Below are 19342 nucleotides of genomic sequence, written 5' to 3' on the forward strand. Positions count from 1 at the left end.
CGAGGAGCGGCGGGCGAGTCGCAGGAGATGAGACCGCTCCGGCCCAGCCTGCGGGTCCCACGCGCCGGAGCCCGCAGTCCTTTGAACGCCATCCTGAAGCCCACCCACGACCTCGCAACTACCGCGGGCGGCACCACGCTGGCCGCGAAGCTGGAGGCCAAGTACCCGGGCCGCGTCACCGGCAGCCTGATGCTGCCGGGGCAGGGGGGCGAGTACGCGCCGTTCCCCGACGACCTGCCGGAACCCTTGGCACGGGCGCTGCGCGCGCGCGGGATCGAGCGGCTGTACAGCCACCAGGCCCGCGCCTGGGCCGCCACGCAGGCCGGCCGCCACCTGGTGGTCGCCACGCCCACGGCTTCTGGCAAGTCGCTCTGCTACACGTTGCCCGTCGTCGCCAACGCGCTGCGCGAGCGCGGCAAGGCGCTGTACCTGTTCCCGACCAAGGCGCTGGCGCAGGACCAGGTGTCCGAACTGCTGGAGCTCAACGCCGCCGGCGACCTCGGCCTGCGTGCTGCCACCTTCGACGGCGATACCCCGGGTGATGCGCGACGCGCGATCCGGGTCAGCGGCGACATCGTGGTCAGCAATCCCGACATGCTCCACCAGGGCATCCTGCCGCACCACACCAAGTGGGCGCAGTTCTTCGAGAACCTGCGCTACGTGGTGATCGATGAAGTGCACACCTACCGCGGCGTGTTCGGCAGCCATGTCGCCAATGTCATCCGCCGGCTGAAGCGGGTGTGCGCGTTCTATGGCACGTCGCCGACCTTCATCCTGTGCTCGGCGACCATCGGCAATGCCGGCGAGCACGGGCGCGCGCTGATCGAAGCCGCGCTCGACGAGGTCGAAGTCATCGAGCACAGCGGCGCGCCGCGCGGCGACAAGCACGTGCTGCTGTGGAACCCGCCGGTCATCAATCCGGATCTCGGCATCCGCGCGTCGGCGCGCTCGCAGTCCAACCGCATCGCGCGGCTGGCGATCAGGGCCGGGCTGAAGACGCTGGTGTTCTGCCAGTCGCGGTCGATGGTCGAAGTGCTGACGAAATACCTCAAGGAAGTCTTCGATCACGATCCGCGCAAGCCGCGACGCATCCGTGCCTACCGCGGCGGCTACCTGCCGACCGAACGCCGCGCGGTGGAGCAGGACATGCGCGCCGGGCGCATCGACGGCATCGTCAGCACCTCGGCGCTGGAACTGGGCGTCGATATCGGCAACCTCGACGTGGTGGTGCTGAACGGCTATCCCGGCAGCATCTCCGCCACCTGGCAGCGCTTCGGTCGTGCCGGGCGCCGGCAGCAGCCGGCGCTGGGCGTGCTGGTGGCGAGCTCCGAAGCGCTGGACCAGTACGTGGTGCGGCATCCGGAGTTCTTCGCCGCGGCCAGCCCCGAGCAGGCGCGCATCGAACCCGACCAGCCGCTGATCCTGCTTGATCACATCCGCTGCGCTGCATTCGAACTGCCGTTCCGCGACGGCGACGGTTTCGGCCCCGTGGACCCGGGTCCGTGGCTGGAGGTGCTGGCCGAAAGCGGCGTGCTGCACCACGAAGGCGAGCGCTGGGAATGGATCGCCGACAGCTATCCCGCGCAGGCGGTGAACCTGCGCTCCGTGGCCGACGGCAACTTCGTGGTGGTCGACCGCACCGACGGGCGCCAGAAGATCATCGCCGAGGTCGACTACTCCGCCGCGGCGCTGACGCTGTACGAGGGCGCGATCCACATGGTGCAGTCCGAGCCCTTCCAGGTGGAGCGGCTGGACTGGGAGGGCCGCAAGGCCTACGTGCAGCGCACCCACGTCGACTACTACACCGACGCCATCGACTACACCAAGCTCAAGGTGCTCGACGATGCCGAGCAGGCGCCAGCGGGGCAGGGCTCCGCGCACCTGGGCGAAGTGCACGTGGTGCGCCGCGTGTCGGGCTACAAGAAGATCCGCTTCCATACCCACGAGAACATCGGCTACGGCCCGGTGACGCTGCCCGATCAGGAGCTGCACACCAGCGCCGTGTGGTGGCAGCTGCCGCAGCGCGTGCTCGAGGATGCGTTCGCGATGCGCCACGAGGCGCTCGACGGCTTCCTCGGTGCCGCGCACGCGCTGCACCTGGTGGCGCAGGTGGCGGTGATGGCGGAGTCGCGCGACCTGCTGAAGGCCGTGGGCAGTGGCGATGGGGCGTGGTTCGCGAGCCGCGATGCACGTGGGCGGGGTCAGCTGCGCGGCCCGGAAGGCGCGCCCTTCAGCGATGGCGACGGCGTGCCTGTGCCGGGTGGCGACGGGGCGATGCTGCTGCCAGCGGCTGGAAGCTTCACTCCGACGCTGTACCTCTACGACAACTATCCCGGCGGCGTCGGCCTGTCGTCGCCGCTCTACGAACGCCGCATCGAACTGCTGGCGCAGGCGCGCGCGGTGGTGGCGGACTGCGACTGCCACGGCGGCTGTCCCGCCTGCGTCGGGCCGATCCTGGCCGTGGACGAGGATGCGGCGCAGACGCCGCGGCAGCTGGCGCTGCGCGTGCTGGACCTGCTGGTGGCCGGATGAGCGCGCTGGCGAAAAGGCTCGCCGGACTGCGCAGACAGGCGGGTTCGACGCCGGCGGCGGCCCCGGCGGCCCCCCCGTCCACAAGCGTTGTTTCGGGCGTTGGGCCGGATCCGGCCCGCGCGCTGCGCGACACGGGGGCCCCGTATCGCGCCGACGCCATCGCCGCGAAGGCGTCGCGCGAAGCCACGATCGCCCAGCTCCGCAGCCTGTTGAAGATCCGCACCGCGGCACCCCCGCCGGCACCGCGCAGTCTCGACCGCGCACTCCCCGGCGAAGAAGTCGCCCCCGGACTGCGTTACCACGAGCAATGGACGCCGTGGCCTGCAGGCGAGGACACCCTGCCACTCCACGGCATAGGCCAGGACGACATCCCGCGCGCGCACCTGCTCGCCTTCGACACTGAAACCACCGGCCTCGCCGGAGGCACCGGCACGCGCGCTTTCATGATCGGCGCCGCCGACTGGCGCGACGGCGGCCTTCGCATCCGCCAGCTGTGCATCACGAAGCTGGCGGCGGAGGAGGCGATGCTCGCGACCTTCGCCGCCTGGATCGACCCGGAGACGGTGCTGGTCAGCTACAACGGCAAGAGCTACGACCGCCCGCTGCTGTCCACGCGCTACCGCCTCGCACGGCAGCCGGATCCGCTGCCCGAGCTGCGCCATGTCGACTTGCTGCATCCGGTGCGGCGCCGCTATCGGGGCGTCTGGGCCAATTGCCGCCTGGCCACCGTCGAACGCGAGCTGCTGGGCGTTCTGCGCGAGGACGACCTGCCCGGGTCGGAGGCCCCCGGCGCATGGCTGGGATACCTGCGCGGCGGCAGCGCTTCCAAGCTGCGCCGCGTCGGCCTGCACAACGCACAGGACCTGCGCAGCCTGTGCGGGCTGCTGGAGGCCATGCAGGACGTGGCCGAAGGCGATTCGACGGTTTGCCCGCTGCCCGTGATCGCTTGAGCAGCCGGCCGGGTCAGTCCGCGCTGGCGGCTTGCCGGCGGCGCAGCAGGAGTCCTGCTTCCCCGACGATTGCCGTCAGCAGGATCAGCGCGTTGGTGACGATGAACACCCAGTTGTCGAGCAGCCAGCTGTAGACCACGAAGCCCGTCGACGCCGCGATCTGCCCCACGAACAGCCAGCGTGAGACGCCCTTGGCGTCCTTGTCCTTCCATTGCGTGACGATCTGGCGGCTGAGGGTGGCGAGCAGGATGGCCGAGGCGGCCCACCCGATGAGGTCCGGATTCATGGATGGGTCTGCCTTCTGAGGTCGCTGGTGGCAGCGATCATCCGGCAGTGACGGTCCGCGGCAGGTGAACCGGCCGGGCGCGACTGCCGGCGTGCGCGCGACGCCAACGTGGCTGTCACCGGGCGGGTGCTTGAATCCAGACCTCCCCCCAATCCGGAGTCCACGATGACCGACCCACGCGATCTTGAAGAGAAGTTCTGGAAGGCGCTGGAAAGCGACCGCACGGTCATGCTCGGCCTGGACGGCATGGAAGACGGACATGCACGCCCCATGACCGCGCAGGCGGAAGACCGCCGCTCTCCGATCTGGTTCTTCACCTCCGTCGACAACGCCTTGGTGCGCACCCTCGCCGAGGGCGGCAGCGGGCGCGCGATTGCCGGCTTCGCCTCCAAGGGCCACGACCTGTTCGCGAGCATCCGCGGCACGCTGCGCGTTGACACCGACCGCGCGGTGGTCGAACGACTGTGGAACCCCTTCGTCGGCGCCTGGTACGAAGGCAAGGACGATCCGAAGCTCCGCCTGCTGCGCCTGGATGCCGAAGATGCCGAAGTGTGGATCGACGCCTCAAGCATGCTTGCCGGCGTGAAGATGCTGCTCGGCATCGATCCGAAGAAGGACTACACCGACAAGGTTGGCGCCGTCGACCTGCGCTGAGTACGCCCCGGCATGCCGCGCGGCGACCTGGTGGTGTCCACGCCGGACGGGCTGTACTGCCCGCCCGGCGATTTCCATATCGATCCCTCGCGCCCCGTACCGCGCGCGGTGATCACCCATGGCCATGGCGACCATGCGCGCACCGGCATGGGCTGCTACCACGTGGCCGAGGAAGGATTGCCGATCCTGCGCTGGCGCCTGGGCGACCAGGACTACCACGTGCATGCACTGGGCGAGCGCGTGCGCATCGGCGGCGCGCTGGCGTCCTTCCATCCGGCGGGCCACGTGCTGGGTTCGACACAGGTGCGGATCGAAGCCGGCGGCGAGGTCTGGGTCGCATCCGGTGACTACAAGCGCGACCACGATCCGACCTGCCTGCCGTTCGAGGTCGTGCCCTGCGACGTCTTCATCACCGAGGCGACCTTCGCGCTGCCGATCTACCGCTGGCAACCGGTCTCGGAGGTCGCGCGCGACATCGTCGCCTGGCGCGAGGAGTGCGAGGCCAACGGCGAGGCGGCGATCCTGTATTGCTACGCGCTGGGCAAGGCGCAGCGGGTGCTGGCCGAACTTGCGGCGCATACCGACCGGCCGGCGTATCTGCACGGCGCGATCGACGCCGGCGTGCAGGTGTATCGCGAGGTCGGCGTACCGATGCTGGATACCCGCCGCGTCGCCGACGAGGCGCGCGGAACCGCCTTCGCGGGCGAACTGGTCATCGCACCGCCGTCGGCCGCGGGCAGTCCGTGGATCCGCCGCTTCCGGCGCGCCCAGCAGGGCTTTGCCTCGGGCTGGATGCGCATCCGCGGCAACCGGCGCCGGCGCAACCTCGACCGTGGCTTCGTGGTCTCCGACCACGCCGACTGGCCCGCGCTGCTGCGTACCGCGCACGAGACCGGGGCGCGGCGCGTGATCGCCACCCACGGCGACACCGATGCGCTGGTGCGGGTGCTCAACGACCGAGGCATCGACACCGGCGTGTTCGCCACCGGCTATGGCGAGGACGACTGATGCGCCGCTTCGCCGCCCTGTATGAGCGGCTCGACCGCCTTGCTGGCACCCTCGACCGTCGCCGTGCGCTGGTCGACTACTTCCGGGATGCGCCGCCGCGCGATGCGGCCTGGGCGCTGTGGCTGCTGTCCGGCGGCAAGGTCGGTGGCGCGCGCGCGAAGATCGCCGGTACCGGTGAACTGCGGGCCTGGATCGGCGAGGAGAGCGGCACGCCGGACTGGCTGGTCGAGGCCTGCCATCACCAAGTGGGTGACCTGGCGGAGACGCTGGCGCTGCTGCTGGACGATCCGCCCCGGGCTGCATGTGATGCAGGTGAGGTAGACCAGGCGGCGGTGGCGGAATATGGCTTGGCCGACTGGATCGAGCTTCGCCTCGCCCCTGTCGCCAATGGCGACCCGGAGGACCGGCGCGCGGTGGTCGTGGCCGCGTGGCGCAGCCTGTGCTTCCGCGAGCGCCTGGTATTCAACAAGCTGCTGACCGGCGCGCTGCGCGTGGGCGTGTCGCAGGGGCTGGTGCAGCAGGCGTTGGCCGAAATGTCCGGCGTCGACATTGCGCTCATCGCCCAGCGCATGCTCGGGCGCTGGACGCCGACCGCGGCCTTCCTCGAAGGCCTGCTGTCACCGGACGCGCAACCGGGCGACGCCGAGCTGCCGTATCCCTTCTTCCTCGCATCGCCGCTGGAAGCAGATCCGGAAACGCTGGGCCCGGTGGGCGACTGGGTGCTCGAGTGGAAGTGGGACGGCATCCGCCTGCAGCTCATCCGGCGGGCCGGTGGCATTGCGCTGTGGTCGCGCGGCGAGGAGCGCATGGATGGCCGCTTCCCGGAGATCGAGACCGCCGCCGCCGCGCTGCGCCGCGCCTGCGTGATCGACGGCGAGTTGCTCGCGTGGGAGCCCGGAGCCGACGAACCCATGCCCTTCAGCGCGCTGCAGACGCGCATCCAACGGCTGAAGCCCGGACCGAAGGCGCTGGCCACGGCGCCGGCACGCGTGGTCGCCTACGACCTGCTTGAACTGGAGGGGGAAGACCTGCGTGCGTGGCCGCTTGAAGCGCGCCGCACGCGCCTTGCCGAGCTGCTTGTGGACGCCGATCCCGATCGGCTCGTGCTGTCCTCGCGCGTGCAGGCCGGCGACTGGGCGCAGGCCGCCGCGCTTCGCGAACAATCGCGTGAACGCGGCGTCGAAGGCCTGATGCTCAAGCGCGCGGACTCGCCCTACCGCCACGGGCGCAAGCGAGGCGATTGGTGGAAGTGGAAGGTCGACCCGCTGAGCATCGATGCGGTGCTGATGTACGCCCAGGGCGGCCACGGCCGGCGCAGCACCCTGTTCACCGACTACACCTTCGGGCTCTGGGACGGCGACGCGCTGGTGCCGGTGGCCAAGGCGTATTCCGGTCTGGACGACGCCGAGATCTTGCGCCTGGACCGCTGGATCCGCGCGCACACGCTCGAACGGTTCGGACCGGTGCGATCAGTGGAAGCAGTGCACGTGTTCGAACTCGGCTTCGAGGGCGTGAACCGGTCTGCGCGGCACAAATCCGGCATCGCGGTGCGCTTCCCCCGCATCCTGCGCTGGCGCGAGGACAAGCTCGCGCGCGAGGCGGACAGCCTCGATGCACTGAAGGCGCTGGCGCGATGAGCGTTCGGGCGCGGAGCCGCCTTGATGCCCCGCTCAGCGCCTGGTTCGCGGCGCAGGGCTGGCGACCGGCCACGTTCCAGCGCGAGGCCTGGCGCCGCTACCTTGCGGGCGAGTCCGGGCTGCTGGTCACGCCGACGGGCAGCGGCAAGACCCTCGCCGCGCTCGGTGGGCCACTGCTGGAAGCGTTGAGCCTGGGCGACGCACCCGCATCCACGCGTCGGGGTGCCTTCGCCACGCCGCGGCTACGCGTGCTGTGGATCACGCCGCTGCGCGCACTCGCGGTCGATACCGTGCGCGCCGCGCGCGGGCCGATCGAAGCGCTCGGCGTGCCGTGGACGGTCGCCATGCGCACCGGCGATGCCGGCGCGCGAGACCGGCGCCTGGCGCGCAAGGGCCTGGCCGACCTGCTGGTCACGACCCCGGAGTCATTCGCGCTGTCGCTGTCGTATCCGGATGCCGGTGCGTTGTTCGCCGGCGTGCGCGCCGTGGTGGTCGACGAGTGGCATGAGCTGCTGGGCAACAAGCGCGGCGTGCTGCTGCAGCTGTGCCTGGCGCGGCTGCGCACGCTGGCGCCCGGCGCGCGCACCTGGGGACTGTCGGCGACGCTGGGCAACCTCGACGAGGCGCGAGACGTCCTGCTGCCGCACGTCCCGGACGCGCCGATCCTCGCGGCGCCACGGCCACGGAAGATGACGCTGGAGACGCTGATCCCGGGTGAGGGCGAACGTTTCCCCTGGGCCGGGCACCTCGGCCTGTCGCAGCTCGAACGTGTTGCTGCCGTGCTGCAGCGCGCACGCAGCAGCCTGCTGTTCACCAACACGCGTTCGCAGGCCGAACTCTGGCACCGCGCGCTGCAGTCGGTCTGGCTGGATGATCCGTCCACGCTGGCCCTTCACCACGGTTCACTGGATGCATCGCTGCGCGCCATCGCCGAAGCCGGCCTGCGCGACGGCAGCGTGCGCTGCGTGGTCGCGACCTCCAGCCTCGACCTGGGCGTGGACTTCCCCGCAGTCGACCAGGTGCTGCAGGTCGGCAGCCCGAAGGGCATGGCGCGGCTGCTGCAGCGCGGCGGGCGGGCGCGTCACCGCCCGGGGGAGGCCGGCCATGTGGTGTGCGTACCGACCCACGCGTTCGAACTGGCCGAATACGCTGCGGCGCGTGCTGCCATCGCAGCCGGCCGCATCGAAGCGCGTCCACCGCCGCGGCTGTCGCTGGACGTACTGGCCCAGCATTGCGTCACCCTGGCCCTTGGTGGTGGCTTCGACGCCGACGCGCTGCTCGGAGAGGTGCGCGGCACCCATGCCTTCGCCGCGCTTTCGGACGAGGCCTGGACGGCCGTACTCGACTTCATCGTGCGCGGCGGCAGCGCGCTCGAGCACTACCCCGATTTCCGCCGCGTGGTGCGCGACGAGGACGGCATTCATCGCGTGCACGACCGCCGCGTCGCCTTCCGTCACCGCCTCTCCATCGGCACCATTACCAGCGACGGCAGCGTGCAGGTGCGCTATCTCAAGGGCGGAGGCCTCGGCGCGGTGGAGGAGGCCTTCGTGTCGCGGCTGCGCCTGCGCGATCGCTTCCAGTTTGCAGGGCGCACGCTGGAGCTCGTGCAGCTGCGCGACATGACCGCCTACGTACGCGTCGCCAAGCGCAACGACGGCATGGTGCCGCGCTGGCAGGGCGGGCGCATGCCGCTGTCGAGCGAGCTCGCATCGGAAGTGGAGGCGATCCTGTCGCAGCCCGCCGACAGTCCGGAGATGCGCGCGCTGGCGCCGCTGCTTGCACTGCAGTCGCGCTTGTCCGCATTGCCTGCGCCGGGCACGCTGCTGGCCGAAGCCGTGAAGACGCGACAAGGCTGGCACCTGTTCCTGTTTCCGTTCGCCGGGCGCGCGGTGCACGAAGGCCTGGCACCGCTGCTGGCCCTGCGCTGGGCGCGCGAGGCGCCGAACACCTTCGCCTGGGCGATGAACGATTACGGGCTGGTGCTGACAGCCCAGGCCGAAGCCGTTCCGGACGAAGTGCTGCTCACATGCATGCTGTCCGTCGAGGGCCTGATGGACGACCTGCGCGCCAGCCTCAACCTGGCCGAGCTCGCGCGGCGGCAGTTCCGCGAGATCGCGCGCGTCGCCGGCCTGCTGGCGCCGTCGCTGCCGGGGCGTGCGATCAAGTCACTGCGCCAGCTACAGGCTTCGAGCAGCCTCCTGTTCGACGTGCTCACCCGCCATGATCCGGAACACGTGTTGCTGGCGCAGGCCGAGCGCGAAGTGCTGGAGGCGCAGCTGGAAGTGCGGCGCCTGCGCGAGGCGCTGGAGCGCTGCGGTGCGCGCACGCTGCTCCTGCATCGCCCGCGCGGACTGACACCGCTGGCCTTCCCGCTGTGGGCGGAGTCGATGCGCGGCCAGCTGAGCACCGAGGACTGGCGTACGCGCGTGACGCGCGCCGCCCTGCAGCTGGAGCAGCGCCATGCCCGGCGCGATTGACCTGCTGCTGGCCGGTGAGCCGATGCGGCTGCTCGCCGATCGTGCGCTGTACTGGCCCGCGCGCGGGCGCCTGCTGATCGCCGACCTGCACCTGGGCAAGGGCGACATCATGCGCGCGGCCGGAATCCCGGTGCCCAGCGGCGGCACCGGGCACGACCTTGCCCGCCTGGACGCGCTGCTGCACGCCACCGGGGCGCGTGAACTGTGGGTGCTGGGCGACTTCCTGCACGGCCGCCGGCACGCGCGCGTCGAAACGGCATGGCGGGCGCTGCTCGCCGCGCATCCGGACTGCGTGGCGAGCGTGGTGGCCGGCAACCACGACCGCGCCCTGGTGGCGGATGCCGCCGGCGTCGTGTACCTGCCCGACGACGTCCGCGACGGCCCGTTCCGCTTCCGCCATTTCCCGCTCCAAGCGCCTGATCCCCCCCGCGGGTACGTGCTTTGCGGCCATGTGCATCCGGTCGTGCGCTTGCCGGGGCTGCCCGGCAGGCACCCCGCACTGGCGCTGGATGCGCACCAGGCGATCCTGCCCGCGTTCTCGGCCTTCACCGGGGGATGGCTGCTTCCGGACGACCAGGCCTGGATCGCGTGCGCCGGCGGTGAGCTGGTGGGTCATGGCGACACGGCGTGGCGCATGGCCACCGCGTCCTGATCCATCCACTGTGTCGGACCCCGGCCGGGCGCACAGGCATACTTCAAGGCTGCCAATGTGCGAAGCGCCTTCGGCCCGCGCAGTCATCCATCACCTCGGAGAGCCCCCGCATGTCCCCAACAGGCCGCTTCCGCCTGCGTTTTTCCACGATCTGCTTCCTGGCGCTGGCGTGCGCGACCACAGGTGTCGCGCTGGCGCAGGCCGGCGCCACGCCGCAGGCCGCCGTGCCTGCCAATGACGCAGCCACGCGTCTGCACGCGCTGTTCGAAGCCGACAGCACATGGCGCCAGCAGGAATACGGCTATACCGAAGTCGATGGCCGCTGGCGGCAGTCGGCGCGCTTGCCATCGAACACGCCCGAAGCCTGGGAGCGCCGCGCGGCGCACTGGTCCGCGACCCTGGCAAAGCTGGACGCAATCCCTGTCGACGCGCTTGCGCGCGAGGACCAGGTCAACCTGGCGGTGTTCCGCACCGCGATGCAGGCCGACCACGAGAACGCCACGCGCCGCACCTGGGAGGCGCCGTTCAACAGCGACACCTTCTTCTGGACCGGCTTCGCGCCGCGCCAGCCCTACCAGAGCGAGCAGGAATGGCGCGATTACATCGGCCGCCTGGGCGAGCTGCCGCGTGCCTTCGGTGAGCACATCGCCAACATGGAGCGCGGCCTGGCGCGCGGCTGGAGCGTCCCGCGCGCGTCGCTCGACAACCGCGACAACACCATCGTGCCGTACACGCTGGATGACGCGGCCAACCCGCTGCTCGCCGCCTTCGACACGATCCCGGCGACGCTGCCCGAAGCGGTGCGCGCGCAGCTGCGCGCGGACGGGCGCAAGGTGGTGCTGGAGCAGGCCGTGCCGGCCTACCGGCGGCTGCTGTCCTATATGCGCGAGGACTACCTGCCGGGCACCCGCACTTCGATTTCGGCCGCCGACCTGCCCGACGGCGCAGCGTTCTATCGCGGCCAGATCCGCGAGTACGTGACCCGTGACATGGATCCGCGCGAGATCCACGAACTCGGCCTGGCGGAAGTCGCCCGCATCTCCGCGGAGATGCGCGAGGTAATGGCGCGTGCCGGTTTCGAAGGCTCATTTGAAGAGTTCCTGGCCTACCTGCGCAGCGACCCGAAGTTCTACGCGAAGACGCCGCGCGAACTGCTGGCCACCGCCGCGTACGTCGCCAAGAAGGTCGACGGCCAGCTCAAGCACGTGCTCGGCACGCTGCCGCGCTACCGCTTCACCATCCTGCCGGTGGCCGACGACATTGCGCCCAACTACACCGCGGGCCGCGGCGGACTGGATGCCTGCTGGTTCAACACCTGGGACCTGCCGTCACGACCGCTGTACAACCTGCCGGCGCTGACCCTGCACGAATGCTCGCCCGGCCACAGCCTGCAGGCCGCGCTGGCGCTCGAAGCGCCGGAGCGCCCGGACTTCCGCCAGCGCACCTACTTCTCCGGCTACGGCGAGGGCTGGGCGCTGTACACCGAATGGCTGGGCACACTGATGGGCATCTACGAGACGCCCTACGAGGACTTCGGCCGCCTGAGCTTCGAGATGTGGCGCGCCGCGCGCCTGGTGATCGACACCGGTATCCACGAGTACGGCTGGAGCCGCGAGCAGGCGATCGAATACCTCGCCAGCCACGCCGCGCTCTCGCGCCCGGACATCGTCAACGAGGTCGACCGTTACATCTCGTGGCCGGGCCAGGCCCTGTCGTACTACATCGGCTACAAGACCATCCGCGACCTGCGCGTGGAGGCCGAGCAGGCACTGGGTTCGGACTTCGACCAGAAGGCCTTCCACGACACGATCCTGCGCCTGGGATCGGTGCCGCTGCCGGTGCTGGAAGAAGAGGTGCGCCGCTTCATCGCGGAGCGCAAGGCCGCCGCCGCCACGTGATGGCAGCGACCCCCGCACCTCGGCTCCGTTTCCTGCGAGGTTCAGGGCGCCGCGTCGAACGGCGGCGCGCCGGGAACAACGCCCGATGGCGGAATCCCCACGCGCAGCGCGTTCTCCACGTCGCGCACGCCCTTGCACCCGTCGGCGAGGTCTTCGGCCAGGCGCTTCATCATGCGGTGCGGCACAGAGCCCGCGAGTCGCACCACGCCTTCCGTCACCTCCACGCTGATGTCGCCGGCGTCGAGCGCATCGTTCTCGGCCAGCACATCGCAGACATCGTCATGGATCCGCGTGTCGTCGCGGCGGTAGCCGCGGGGACCGACGCCGCGATAGCCGTGGACGGACACGTCGGACGTGCCGGCCGCGCGGCCAAGGTTGAACTCTTCGCGCTTTTCGCCCAGCCAGTCGCGCGCGGCGCTGGCACAGCGACCGCCGAGCTTCATCGCATCACGCGCCACATCGCGGAACTCGCCGCTGGCGCTGCCGGTCGTGGATCGGGTCATCGTCTGGCCTCCGTGGGGTTGGCGGGCGTGTGTGCCGCCTGGAGCCAGTGTGGGGCGGGGCGTGTTCAAGCCGCGTCATGCCGGGATGACGCGTGGATCAATCCACCTCCATGGGATACACCGCGCGGATCGGGCATCCGGACTTCGCACCCAGGATCTGCATGCGGTCGGAGCCGGTCATGAGGAATTCCGTCGACCTGCCGTCCGCCAGCGCCAAAGGCTCCCCCAGGCCGCCGCCGATGGTTCCGGTTCCACGGGTGCCGGTGCGGATATCGTCGCCCGGGTTGCCGCAGATCAGGCCGATGCCCACGCCCGAACGGAAGGCGATCTGGACGGGTCCGGCAAGATGCGGACAGGAGCGCACCAGTTCCACGCGGTAGTAGCGGTTGCCACCGGAGCGGCGCGGGTTCACCTCCACCACGACGCCCTTCGGGTCCTCCGACCAGCCGCGCACATGCCTTGGGTTGAAGCAGTAGTTGGGGGACGCCGCGAAGCCGTGCCGGCGCTCACCCTTCACCACCACCGTCGCCAGCGTGGTGCTGCCGTCCGCGCTGGTCTGGCTGGCGCGCGCGTGCTGTGCGTACTCGGCCGAGGTGATCGGGGCGACGGCGGCGACCGGGCACAGCTGCGAGTCCACCGACACGTATTCGTTGCCGGTGCCGCACATCCAGCCGTTGGCGGCCAACATGCGGGTGTTGCTGGCGGCGGTGACCTCGGGGCACTCGGCGCCCAGTTCCACGCGGAAGCGCCTGCCATCCGACTGCACCATGGCCAGCGTGCGCGCGTCGGACTGGAACACCTCGCTGACCTCGCGTGCGTCCAGGCACTGCGGTGCCGGGGGCGTGCGGGACTCCGCGGCCGCATGCCCAGGCATGGCCAGGCCAAGGGCGGTCGCAGCGAAAAGAGTGCGCAATACAGTGGAAAACATGTTGTCACCAGGGTGGCGGTGGGGCCTGCCGGAGTTTACGGTATCGATATGTCCGTCCGGCGCCAGCGTGCGCCAAAGCTGGAGAACTCGATGAAAGTGCCCTTGATGGCAATGCTCGCAGCCTGCGCGGCTTGCGCCTGCAGCTCACCGCCCGCCGCGGTGGACCCGTCTCCGCCGGATATGCGTGAGGTCGCCTTCAGCTGCGACAACGGGGAGTCCCTGTCCGTGCGCTTCCATGCCGCGCAGGAGCGCGCGGTCCTGCTGCGCAATGGCGACGCGATCGAACTCGCGCAGCAGCCGAGCGCTTCGGGTTTCGTCTACAGCAACGGCCCCAACACCATCCGCGGCAAGGGCGACGACCTCACGGTGGAAATCGGCCGTATGGTTCCCATCCAGTGCAAGGCCGGGTGAGTGAACATGCAGCAGACCATTTCCGTTCCCGTGTCGGTCGGCGAGCTGGCCGACAAGATCTCGATCCTGCACATCAAGCACGAGCGCATCGCCGATGCCGACAAGCGCGCGCACGTCGCGGTCGAACTCGAGGGCCTGCGCCCGATCTGGCAGGCGCTGGTGGACGCCAAACCGGAGCTCGACGGGTTCTACGACCGCCTGAAGGCGGTCAATGAACTGATGTGGGACGTGCAGGACGGCCTGCGCGCGAGGGAAGCCGCCAAGGACTTCGACGACGGATTCATCCAGCTCGCGCGCGCGGTGGCCATGCGCAACGGCGAGCGGATCGCGATCAAGAACGACATCAATCGCCTGGCGGGCTCCGAATTCATCGAGGAGAAGCAGTACCAGGGAGGTGCGTGATGCCGGACCTGATGACGGCCATCGCGATCCGGGGCGGCGCGGGTCCGGCGGACGCACTGCACGCGATAGGTCGGCAACCAGGTGGGCAGCGGAAGCGGACGCAAGGTCGCGACGGTGGCCGGTGCCGTGGCGGGCGGCGCCATCGGCCGCAACGTGGACTCGTTGAATCCCGGGACCGCCGGATGTCGCGGTGGTTCCCGGACCGGGACGTGGCGTCAGGATGCCTCGCCCACGTGATAGCCGTTGCGCCCCGCCTTCTTGGCCGCATACAGCGCCGCGTCCGCCGCTTCCATCAGCGTCGCGGCATCGGTGGGCCGCTGCGCGTAGGCGATGCCGATACTGGTGGTCACGATCAGCGGCGTGCCGCCAGCTTCGATGGTCGCGGCGGTGGATTCCAGCACCTTGCGCGCGATCGCCTCGGCCGCTCCGGCTTGCGCATCCTCGACCAGGATCGTGAACTCGTCGCCGCCCAGGCGCGCGACCAGGTCGGTCTCACGCACGCTGTCGCACAGGCGCCCGGCAAAGGCCTGCAGCACGGCGTCGCCGGCGGCATGGCCATGGCCGTCGTTGATGGCCTTGAAGTGGTCGATGTCCAGGCACAGCAGCGCGATCGGGGTGTCGTGGCGGTGCAGCCGCTTCAGCGCCAGCGCTAGGCGCTCGTCGAACTGGCGGCGGTTGGCCAGCTCGGTCAGGGTGTCGACGCGCGTCAGCCGCTCCAGCTCGCGCCGGCTCTCCTCGAGCGCCTGCTCGGCGGCCACGCGGCGGCTGATGTTGCGCGCGGTCAGCATGAGATCGTCCGCATCGCTGCCGTCGTCGGCGGGAATGCAGCGCGACACCGCTTCCACCCAGACGTAGTGGCCGTCCTTGTGCCGCACGCGGTAGATGTCGGTGCGCGGGTTGCCCGTGGCGAGCACGTCGGCCATCGCCTGCTGCTGGGTCGCGCGGTCGTCCGGGTGCACGCTGTCCCACCGCGAACCGAGCATCTCGTCCGGCGTCCATCCCAGCATCTCCAGCGCCGAGGGAGAGACATACAGCCGTTCACCGTCCCCCCGGATGCGGGAAATAACGTCATGCGAATGGTCGGCGAGCATGCGGTAGCGGCGCTCACTGTCGCCCAGGCGCATGGCAAGGCGCTTGCGTTCGGCCATGGCCAGGCAGACAGGGATGGTCATCACGCAGCCGCCAGCCAGGTAGAGCTGCAGGAGCGCGATCCTGCCGCCGTCCCCCAGGTCATGCTGCAGCCACAGCGGACCGTATCCCAGCGTGGTGGCGATGGCGGCGATCAGGGCCAACGCGATCACGCCCAGCGCCACGCCCGCGAACTGGTGGCGCATCGCGGCGAGCAGCAGGGCGGGATAGGTCAGGAACATCACCGGGTAGGCGCTGATGAACACCCCGATGCCCACCGCCACCAGCAAGGTCATGCTGGCCGCGAGCGACCAGCCCCGGCCGCGCGCAATGAACAGGCCCAGCCCTTCGCGCTGCACGACGAGGGTGGTGGTGGCCAGGATCACCATGCCCACGACGTGGGCGGCATACCAGCCTGCAAAGGACCGCACGAATGCCTGGCCGTGCATGGCGTATGCCACGCCCGCGGCCAGCAGTCCGGACAAGGCACAGGCCAGCAGCGTGGCTCCGGTCGCGATGCCGCCCAGGCGCACCCAGTCCCGCGGCTGGCGGATGTCCGGGACGCGGCTGCGCACGAATCCGGCCACCACCAGCACTTCCACGATGTTGCATGCCGCGATCGCGAACGCGTAGACGGGGGTATCGCCGGCGAGCATCCGGGCCGGCAGTTCGCACGCGAACGCGATCGCGATGTAGCCCGGCCACGTCGCGCTGCGCCTGGACAGCAGCCAGCCGGTGAGGATGCCGTTGCCGACCCAGATCGCGGCGAGTTCGCCGGGGCCGCGCGCGAACGTCAGCGAGAGCCAGGCCGTGGTGGCGATCAGGAGGGCCAGGACGGACCGGTCGGCCCAATAGGTCCGGGGCAATCGAAAGCGGTCGAACATGACGGTCTCGAGGTGGGGAACCGGCACTTTAGCCCAGGCAGTGCAAAGGCGAATGACCGCTGCGGTGCGGTGGGCGTCCGGCATTCGCTTCCGCGGCAGCCGGAATCTCCCCGACGTCTTGTCACAACATTTTGCGTTGACGGTTCCTTGGCGCCACGATATGTTGTGGTCGTCGGTTCGCGCGCCGCAGGGCGCGGGATGAAAAGGGAAGCCGGTGCGGTGGGGCGGAGAAACATCCAGTCCCACTCATTCCGGCGCTGCCCCGCAGCGGTAGGTGGAAACGAGGTCGCACTCGCACTGGAACGGTGGTTCCGGGAAGCGGCGACCGAGGCGCGGAGCCCAGCTCCCGGATCCACGAGCCCGAAGACCTGCCGACAGCCGCGCGCAAGCACATCGCGCGGTGCCGGCTGCGGAATCTCCGGGGGGAGATGGCTGGTGAAGCGCGCATGCGCCCGCGATTCGTTGTCGGATCGGGCGTGTCCGTTGCGACGCCGCTTGCCGACCCTGTGATGACGCCGCCCGCCTCCTGCCGCGGGACAGGTGGCCGTGCGTCCCTCATCCAGGAACACACATGGACAAGCACGACGGCATCGCCGCCGTTCCAGCCCCGGCTGCCTTCCCGCGCGACGGCGAAAGCGGATGCGTTGCCACATGGATCACCAAGGAAGCCGGCAACCGCCGCATGCCCTACGACCGCGCACGGCTCGTGCGCAGCATCGATCGCATCCACGCCGAGTTTCCGCAGCTCGATGTCGCCGACTACACGCGCAGCGTGTGCGGGTTCGTCGAACGCAAGGACGTGGTGGACGCGGACGACCTCGTCGACCACCTGGTGCGCGAAGCCGAAGCGCGCGTGGACGTGGCCGCGCCCGAGTGGGAGATGTTCGCCGCACGCCTGTACCTGCAGCGCCTGTACAAGCGCGCCAGTCGCAACCGCTTCTACGACGTCGGCGAACGCTACGGCTCCTACGTCGGACTCCAGGAAAGCCTGGCCGACCGCAACGTGTATTCCAACGACATCCTGCGCGCCTACTCCAAGGAGGAACTCGTTGAAGCCGGGAAGATGATCGATCCGGAGCGCGACAGGCTGTTCGCCTACAACGGCCTGTACCTGCTCGCCACCCGCTACCTGGCGACGGACACCAGCCGCGCGGTGTACGAACTGCCGCAGGAGCGGTGGCTGACGATCGCCCTGTACCTGATGCAGCGCGAAGCCCCGCGCGAGCGCCGCATGCAGCTGGTGGGCGAGGCTTACTGGGCGCTGTCCAACCTGTACATGACGGTCGCCACGCCGACGCTGCAGAACGCCGGCAAGACCGGGGGGCAGCTGTCGTCGTGCTTCATCGACACCGTCGACGATTCGCTGCAGGGCATCTACGACTCCAACACCGACATCGCCCGCGTGTCCAAGGGCGGAGGCGGCGTGGGCGCCTACATGGGCTACGTCCGCGCCTCGGGGGCGGCGATCCGCGGCGTGCCGAACTCTTCGGGTGGCGTGGTGCCGTGGATCAAGCAGCTCAACAACACCGCGGTCTCGGTCGACCAGCTCGGCCAGCGCAAGGGGGCGGTGGCGGTGTACCTGGACGTCTGGCACCGCGACATCGAGGCCTTCCTCGACCTGCGCCTCAACAACGGCGACCAGCGCCTGCGCGCACACGACGTGTTCACCTCGGTCTGCATCCCGGACATCTTCATGGAGGCGGTCGAGCGCCGCGGCGACTGGTACCTGTTCGATCCACATGAAGTGAAGCGGCTCAAGGGCTGGTACCTGCAGGACTTCTTCGACGAATCCCGCGGTGCGGGCAGCTTCCGCGAGAAGTACGCGGAGGTCGTGGGCGACGAACGCGTGAGCCGCAGGACGGTCAAGGCGATCGACATCTTCAAGCGGATCATGGTCAGCCAGCTGGAGACCGGCAACCCGTTCATGTTCTACAGGGACGAAGTGAACCGGAAGAACCCGAACAAGCACGCCGGCATGGTGTATTCGTCAAACCTGTGCACGGAGATCCTGCAGAACATGAGCCCGACGCGGCTCATGCAGGAGATCATCTCCGGCAACCAGATCGTGACCACGCGCCAGGCCGGCGATTTCGTGGTCTGCAACCTGTCGTCGATCAACCTCGGCCGCGCCGTCGTGCCACCGGACGGGCAGGGCGACCTCATCACCGACGTGCTCGAGCGCCTGGTGCCGATCCAGGTGCGGATGCTCGACAACGTCATCGACCTCAACCAGCTGCCGGTGCCGCAGGCCACGATCACCAACCAGAAGTACCGCGCCATCGGCCTGGGCACGTTCGGCTGGCACCACCTGCTGGCGCTGAAGGGCATCGAGTGGAACGCGCCCGGGGCCGAGGATTGCAGCGACGCGCTGTACGAGCGCATCAACCAGCTCGCGGTGCGGGCCAGCATGGCGCTGGCGGAGGAGAAGGGCGCTTATCCGGCGTTCGAGGGCAGCGATTGGCACACCGGCGCCTACTTCCGCGACCGCGGCTACGACAGCCCGGAGTGGCGGGAGCTGTCTACCCGGGTGGCCGCGGGCGGCATGCGCAACGGTTGGCTGATGGCCGTGGCACCCAACATGAGCACCGCGCAGATCGCGGGCTCCACCGCATCCATCGACCCGATCTACTCCGCGTTCTACTACGAAGAGAAGAAGGATTATCGGCGACCGGTCGCGGCCCCGGGTCTGTCGCTCGATACCTGGCCCTACTACGAGAAAGGCGCCTACCGCGTCGACCAGTTCGCAAGCGTCCGCCAGAACGCGCGCCGCCAGCGCCACGTCGACCAGTCGATCAGCTTCAACTTCTACGTCCCCAGCACCATCCGCGCCAGCACCCTGCTTGAGCTGCACATGACGGCATGGCGCGAAGGCCTGAAGACCACCTACTACGTGCGCTCGAACGACATCGACATCGCCGAGTGCGAGTGGTGCAGTAGCTGAAGCGCATTCGCGCTTTCGCTTCCACGGTTCGCGTGGCGAACCGTGGACCCT

The 19342-nt window shown here is 69.7% G+C and carries 16 protein-coding genes and 1 riboswitch; of the genes, 12 read left to right on the forward strand and 4 right to left on the reverse strand.

What is annotated here, in order from left to right; translation table 11 throughout:
• Positions 1-27 precede the first annotated feature (27 nt).
• Both ACW5E8_RS02580 and ACW5E8_RS02585 read left to right on the forward strand, forming a co-directional pair.
• The gene (locus ACW5E8_RS02580; RefSeq protein ID WP_456963938.1) at positions 28-2532 is read left to right on the forward strand and encodes a DEAD/DEAH box helicase; all 2505 of its coding nucleotides are present in this window, start codon (positions 28-30) and stop codon (positions 2530-2532) included.
• Complete coding sequence (locus tag ACW5E8_RS02585) at positions 2529-3482, forward strand: ribonuclease H-like domain-containing protein (RefSeq protein WP_456963939.1); 954 nt, start codon at positions 2529-2531, stop codon at positions 3480-3482. Before ACW5E8_RS02580 ends, ACW5E8_RS02585 begins: the two co-directional genes overlap by 4 nt.
• 13 nt (positions 3483-3495) lie before the next feature.
• Here ACW5E8_RS02585 and ACW5E8_RS02590 read toward each other — a convergent pair whose 3' ends face one another.
• Positions 3496-3768 (reverse strand): hypothetical protein, encoded by a 273-nt coding sequence (locus ACW5E8_RS02590; protein WP_456963940.1) that lies wholly within the window; start codon positions 3766-3768, stop codon positions 3496-3498.
• A 165-nt stretch (positions 3769-3933) separates the two neighbouring features.
• Between ACW5E8_RS02590 and ACW5E8_RS02595 the strand changes: the two genes are divergently transcribed.
• The 6 genes from ACW5E8_RS02595 to ACW5E8_RS02620 all read left to right on the forward strand — a co-directional run bounded on the left by ACW5E8_RS02595 (position 3934) and on the right by ACW5E8_RS02620 (position 12094).
• The gene (locus tag ACW5E8_RS02595) at positions 3934-4422 is read left to right on the forward strand and encodes a pyridoxamine 5'-phosphate oxidase family protein (protein WP_456963941.1); all 489 of its coding nucleotides are present in this window, start codon (positions 3934-3936) and stop codon (positions 4420-4422) included.
• 12 nt (positions 4423-4434) lie between these two features.
• Entirely contained in the window at positions 4435-5430 is a 996-nt protein-coding gene (locus tag ACW5E8_RS02600; protein WP_456963942.1) for a ligase-associated DNA damage response exonuclease, read from the forward strand.
• Positions 5430-7067 carry an ATP-dependent DNA ligase gene (locus ACW5E8_RS02605; protein ID WP_456963943.1) on the forward strand — a complete coding sequence of 546 codons (1638 nt, stop codon included), beginning with the start codon at positions 5430-5432 and terminating at the stop codon, positions 7065-7067. The genes ACW5E8_RS02600 and ACW5E8_RS02605 overlap by 1 nt, the downstream gene beginning before the upstream one ends.
• The gene (locus ACW5E8_RS02610; RefSeq protein ID WP_456963944.1) at positions 7064-9544 is read left to right on the forward strand and encodes a ligase-associated DNA damage response DEXH box helicase; all 2481 of its coding nucleotides are present in this window, start codon (positions 7064-7066) and stop codon (positions 9542-9544) included. Before ACW5E8_RS02605 ends, ACW5E8_RS02610 begins: the two co-directional genes overlap by 4 nt.
• Entirely contained in the window at positions 9528-10196 is a 669-nt protein-coding gene (gene pdeM, locus ACW5E8_RS02615; protein WP_456963945.1) for a ligase-associated DNA damage response endonuclease PdeM, read from the forward strand. Before ACW5E8_RS02610 ends, pdeM begins: the two co-directional genes overlap by 17 nt.
• 110 nt (positions 10197-10306) lie before the next feature.
• Positions 10307-12094: a DUF885 domain-containing protein gene (locus tag ACW5E8_RS02620; RefSeq protein WP_456963946.1), complete on the forward strand. Its 1788-nt coding sequence runs from the start codon at positions 10307-10309 to the stop codon at positions 12092-12094.
• A gap of 41 nt (positions 12095-12135) precedes the next feature.
• Here ACW5E8_RS02620 and ACW5E8_RS02625 read toward each other — a convergent pair whose 3' ends face one another.
• Both ACW5E8_RS02625 and ACW5E8_RS02630 read right to left on the reverse strand, forming a co-directional pair.
• Positions 12136-12597, reverse strand: coding sequence for a BON domain-containing protein (locus ACW5E8_RS02625; RefSeq protein WP_456963947.1), 462 nt, complete (start codon positions 12595-12597; stop codon positions 12136-12138).
• Positions 12598-12694: 97 nt separating this feature from the next.
• Positions 12695-13471 (reverse strand): hypothetical protein, encoded by a 777-nt coding sequence (locus ACW5E8_RS02630; RefSeq protein ID WP_456963948.1) that lies wholly within the window; start codon positions 13469-13471, stop codon positions 12695-12697.
• A gap of 144 nt (positions 13472-13615) precedes the next feature.
• Between ACW5E8_RS02630 and ACW5E8_RS02635 the strand changes: the two genes are divergently transcribed.
• The 3 genes from ACW5E8_RS02635 (at position 13616) to ACW5E8_RS02645 (ending at position 14575) form a co-directional block, all read left to right on the forward strand.
• On the forward strand, positions 13616-13936 hold the full coding sequence (locus ACW5E8_RS02635; protein WP_456963949.1) for an MliC family protein: 321 nt from the start codon (positions 13616-13618) through the stop codon (positions 13934-13936).
• A gap of 6 nt (positions 13937-13942) precedes the next feature.
• Positions 13943-14338, forward strand: coding sequence for a DUF6165 family protein (locus ACW5E8_RS02640; protein WP_456963950.1), 396 nt, complete (start codon positions 13943-13945; stop codon positions 14336-14338).
• An 81-nt stretch (positions 14339-14419) separates the two neighbouring features.
• A complete protein-coding gene (locus tag ACW5E8_RS02645; RefSeq protein WP_456963951.1) occupies positions 14420-14575 on the forward strand; it encodes a hypothetical protein in 156 nt (51 codons plus the stop codon).
• Here the strand turns inward: ACW5E8_RS02645 and ACW5E8_RS02650 are convergent.
• Positions 14554-16350, reverse strand: coding sequence for a diguanylate cyclase domain-containing protein (locus tag ACW5E8_RS02650; RefSeq protein ID WP_456963952.1), 1797 nt, complete (start codon positions 16348-16350; stop codon positions 14554-14556). The two genes, ACW5E8_RS02645 and ACW5E8_RS02650, sit on opposite strands and share 22 nt — an antisense overlap.
• A gap of 156 nt (positions 16351-16506) precedes the next feature.
• Positions 16507-16740, forward strand: a riboswitch (cobalamin riboswitch).
• Positions 16741-16921: 181 nt separating this feature from the next.
• Here ACW5E8_RS02650 and ACW5E8_RS02655 point away from each other — a divergent pair.
• The gene (locus tag ACW5E8_RS02655; RefSeq protein ID WP_456963953.1) at positions 16922-19291 is read left to right on the forward strand and encodes a ribonucleoside-diphosphate reductase subunit alpha; all 2370 of its coding nucleotides are present in this window, start codon (positions 16922-16924) and stop codon (positions 19289-19291) included.
• Positions 19292-19342 lie beyond the last annotated feature (51 nt).

The organism is Luteimonas sp. A649, assembly GCF_054072735.1.

Bases quoted from the DNA above. Each gene is read 5' to 3' on its own strand.
- ACW5E8_RS02580 (WP_456963938.1), top strand. From the start codon at position 28: ATGAGACCGCTCCGGCCCAGCCTGCGGGTCCCACGCGCCGGAGCCCGC.
- ACW5E8_RS02585 (WP_456963939.1), top strand. From the start codon at position 2,529: ATGAGCGCGCTGGCGAAAAGGCTCGCCGGACTGCGCAGACAGGCGGGT.
- ACW5E8_RS02590 (WP_456963940.1), bottom strand. From the start codon at position 3,768: ATGAATCCGGACCTCATCGGGTGGGCCGCCTCGGCCATCCTGCTCGCC.
- ACW5E8_RS02595 (WP_456963941.1), top strand. From the start codon at position 3,934: ATGACCGACCCACGCGATCTTGAAGAGAAGTTCTGGAAGGCGCTGGAA.
- ACW5E8_RS02600 (WP_456963942.1), top strand. From the start codon at position 4,435: ATGCCGCGCGGCGACCTGGTGGTGTCCACGCCGGACGGGCTGTACTGC.
- ACW5E8_RS02605 (WP_456963943.1), top strand. From the start codon at position 5,430: ATGCGCCGCTTCGCCGCCCTGTATGAGCGGCTCGACCGCCTTGCTGGC.
- ACW5E8_RS02610 (WP_456963944.1), top strand. From the start codon at position 7,064: ATGAGCGTTCGGGCGCGGAGCCGCCTTGATGCCCCGCTCAGCGCCTGG.
- pdeM (WP_456963945.1), top strand. From the start codon at position 9,528: ATGCCCGGCGCGATTGACCTGCTGCTGGCCGGTGAGCCGATGCGGCTG.
- ACW5E8_RS02620 (WP_456963946.1), top strand. From the start codon at position 10,307: ATGTCCCCAACAGGCCGCTTCCGCCTGCGTTTTTCCACGATCTGCTTC.
- ACW5E8_RS02625 (WP_456963947.1), bottom strand. From the start codon at position 12,597: ATGACCCGATCCACGACCGGCAGCGCCAGCGGCGAGTTCCGCGATGTG.
- ACW5E8_RS02630 (WP_456963948.1), bottom strand. From the start codon at position 13,471: ATGCCTGGGCATGCGGCCGCGGAGTCCCGCACGCCCCCGGCACCGCAG.
- ACW5E8_RS02635 (WP_456963949.1), top strand. From the start codon at position 13,616: ATGAAAGTGCCCTTGATGGCAATGCTCGCAGCCTGCGCGGCTTGCGCC.
- ACW5E8_RS02640 (WP_456963950.1), top strand. From the start codon at position 13,943: ATGCAGCAGACCATTTCCGTTCCCGTGTCGGTCGGCGAGCTGGCCGAC.
- ACW5E8_RS02650 (WP_456963952.1), bottom strand. From the start codon at position 16,350: ATGTTCGACCGCTTTCGATTGCCCCGGACCTATTGGGCCGACCGGTCC.
- ACW5E8_RS02655 (WP_456963953.1), top strand. From the start codon at position 16,922: ATGGACAAGCACGACGGCATCGCCGCCGTTCCAGCCCCGGCTGCCTTC.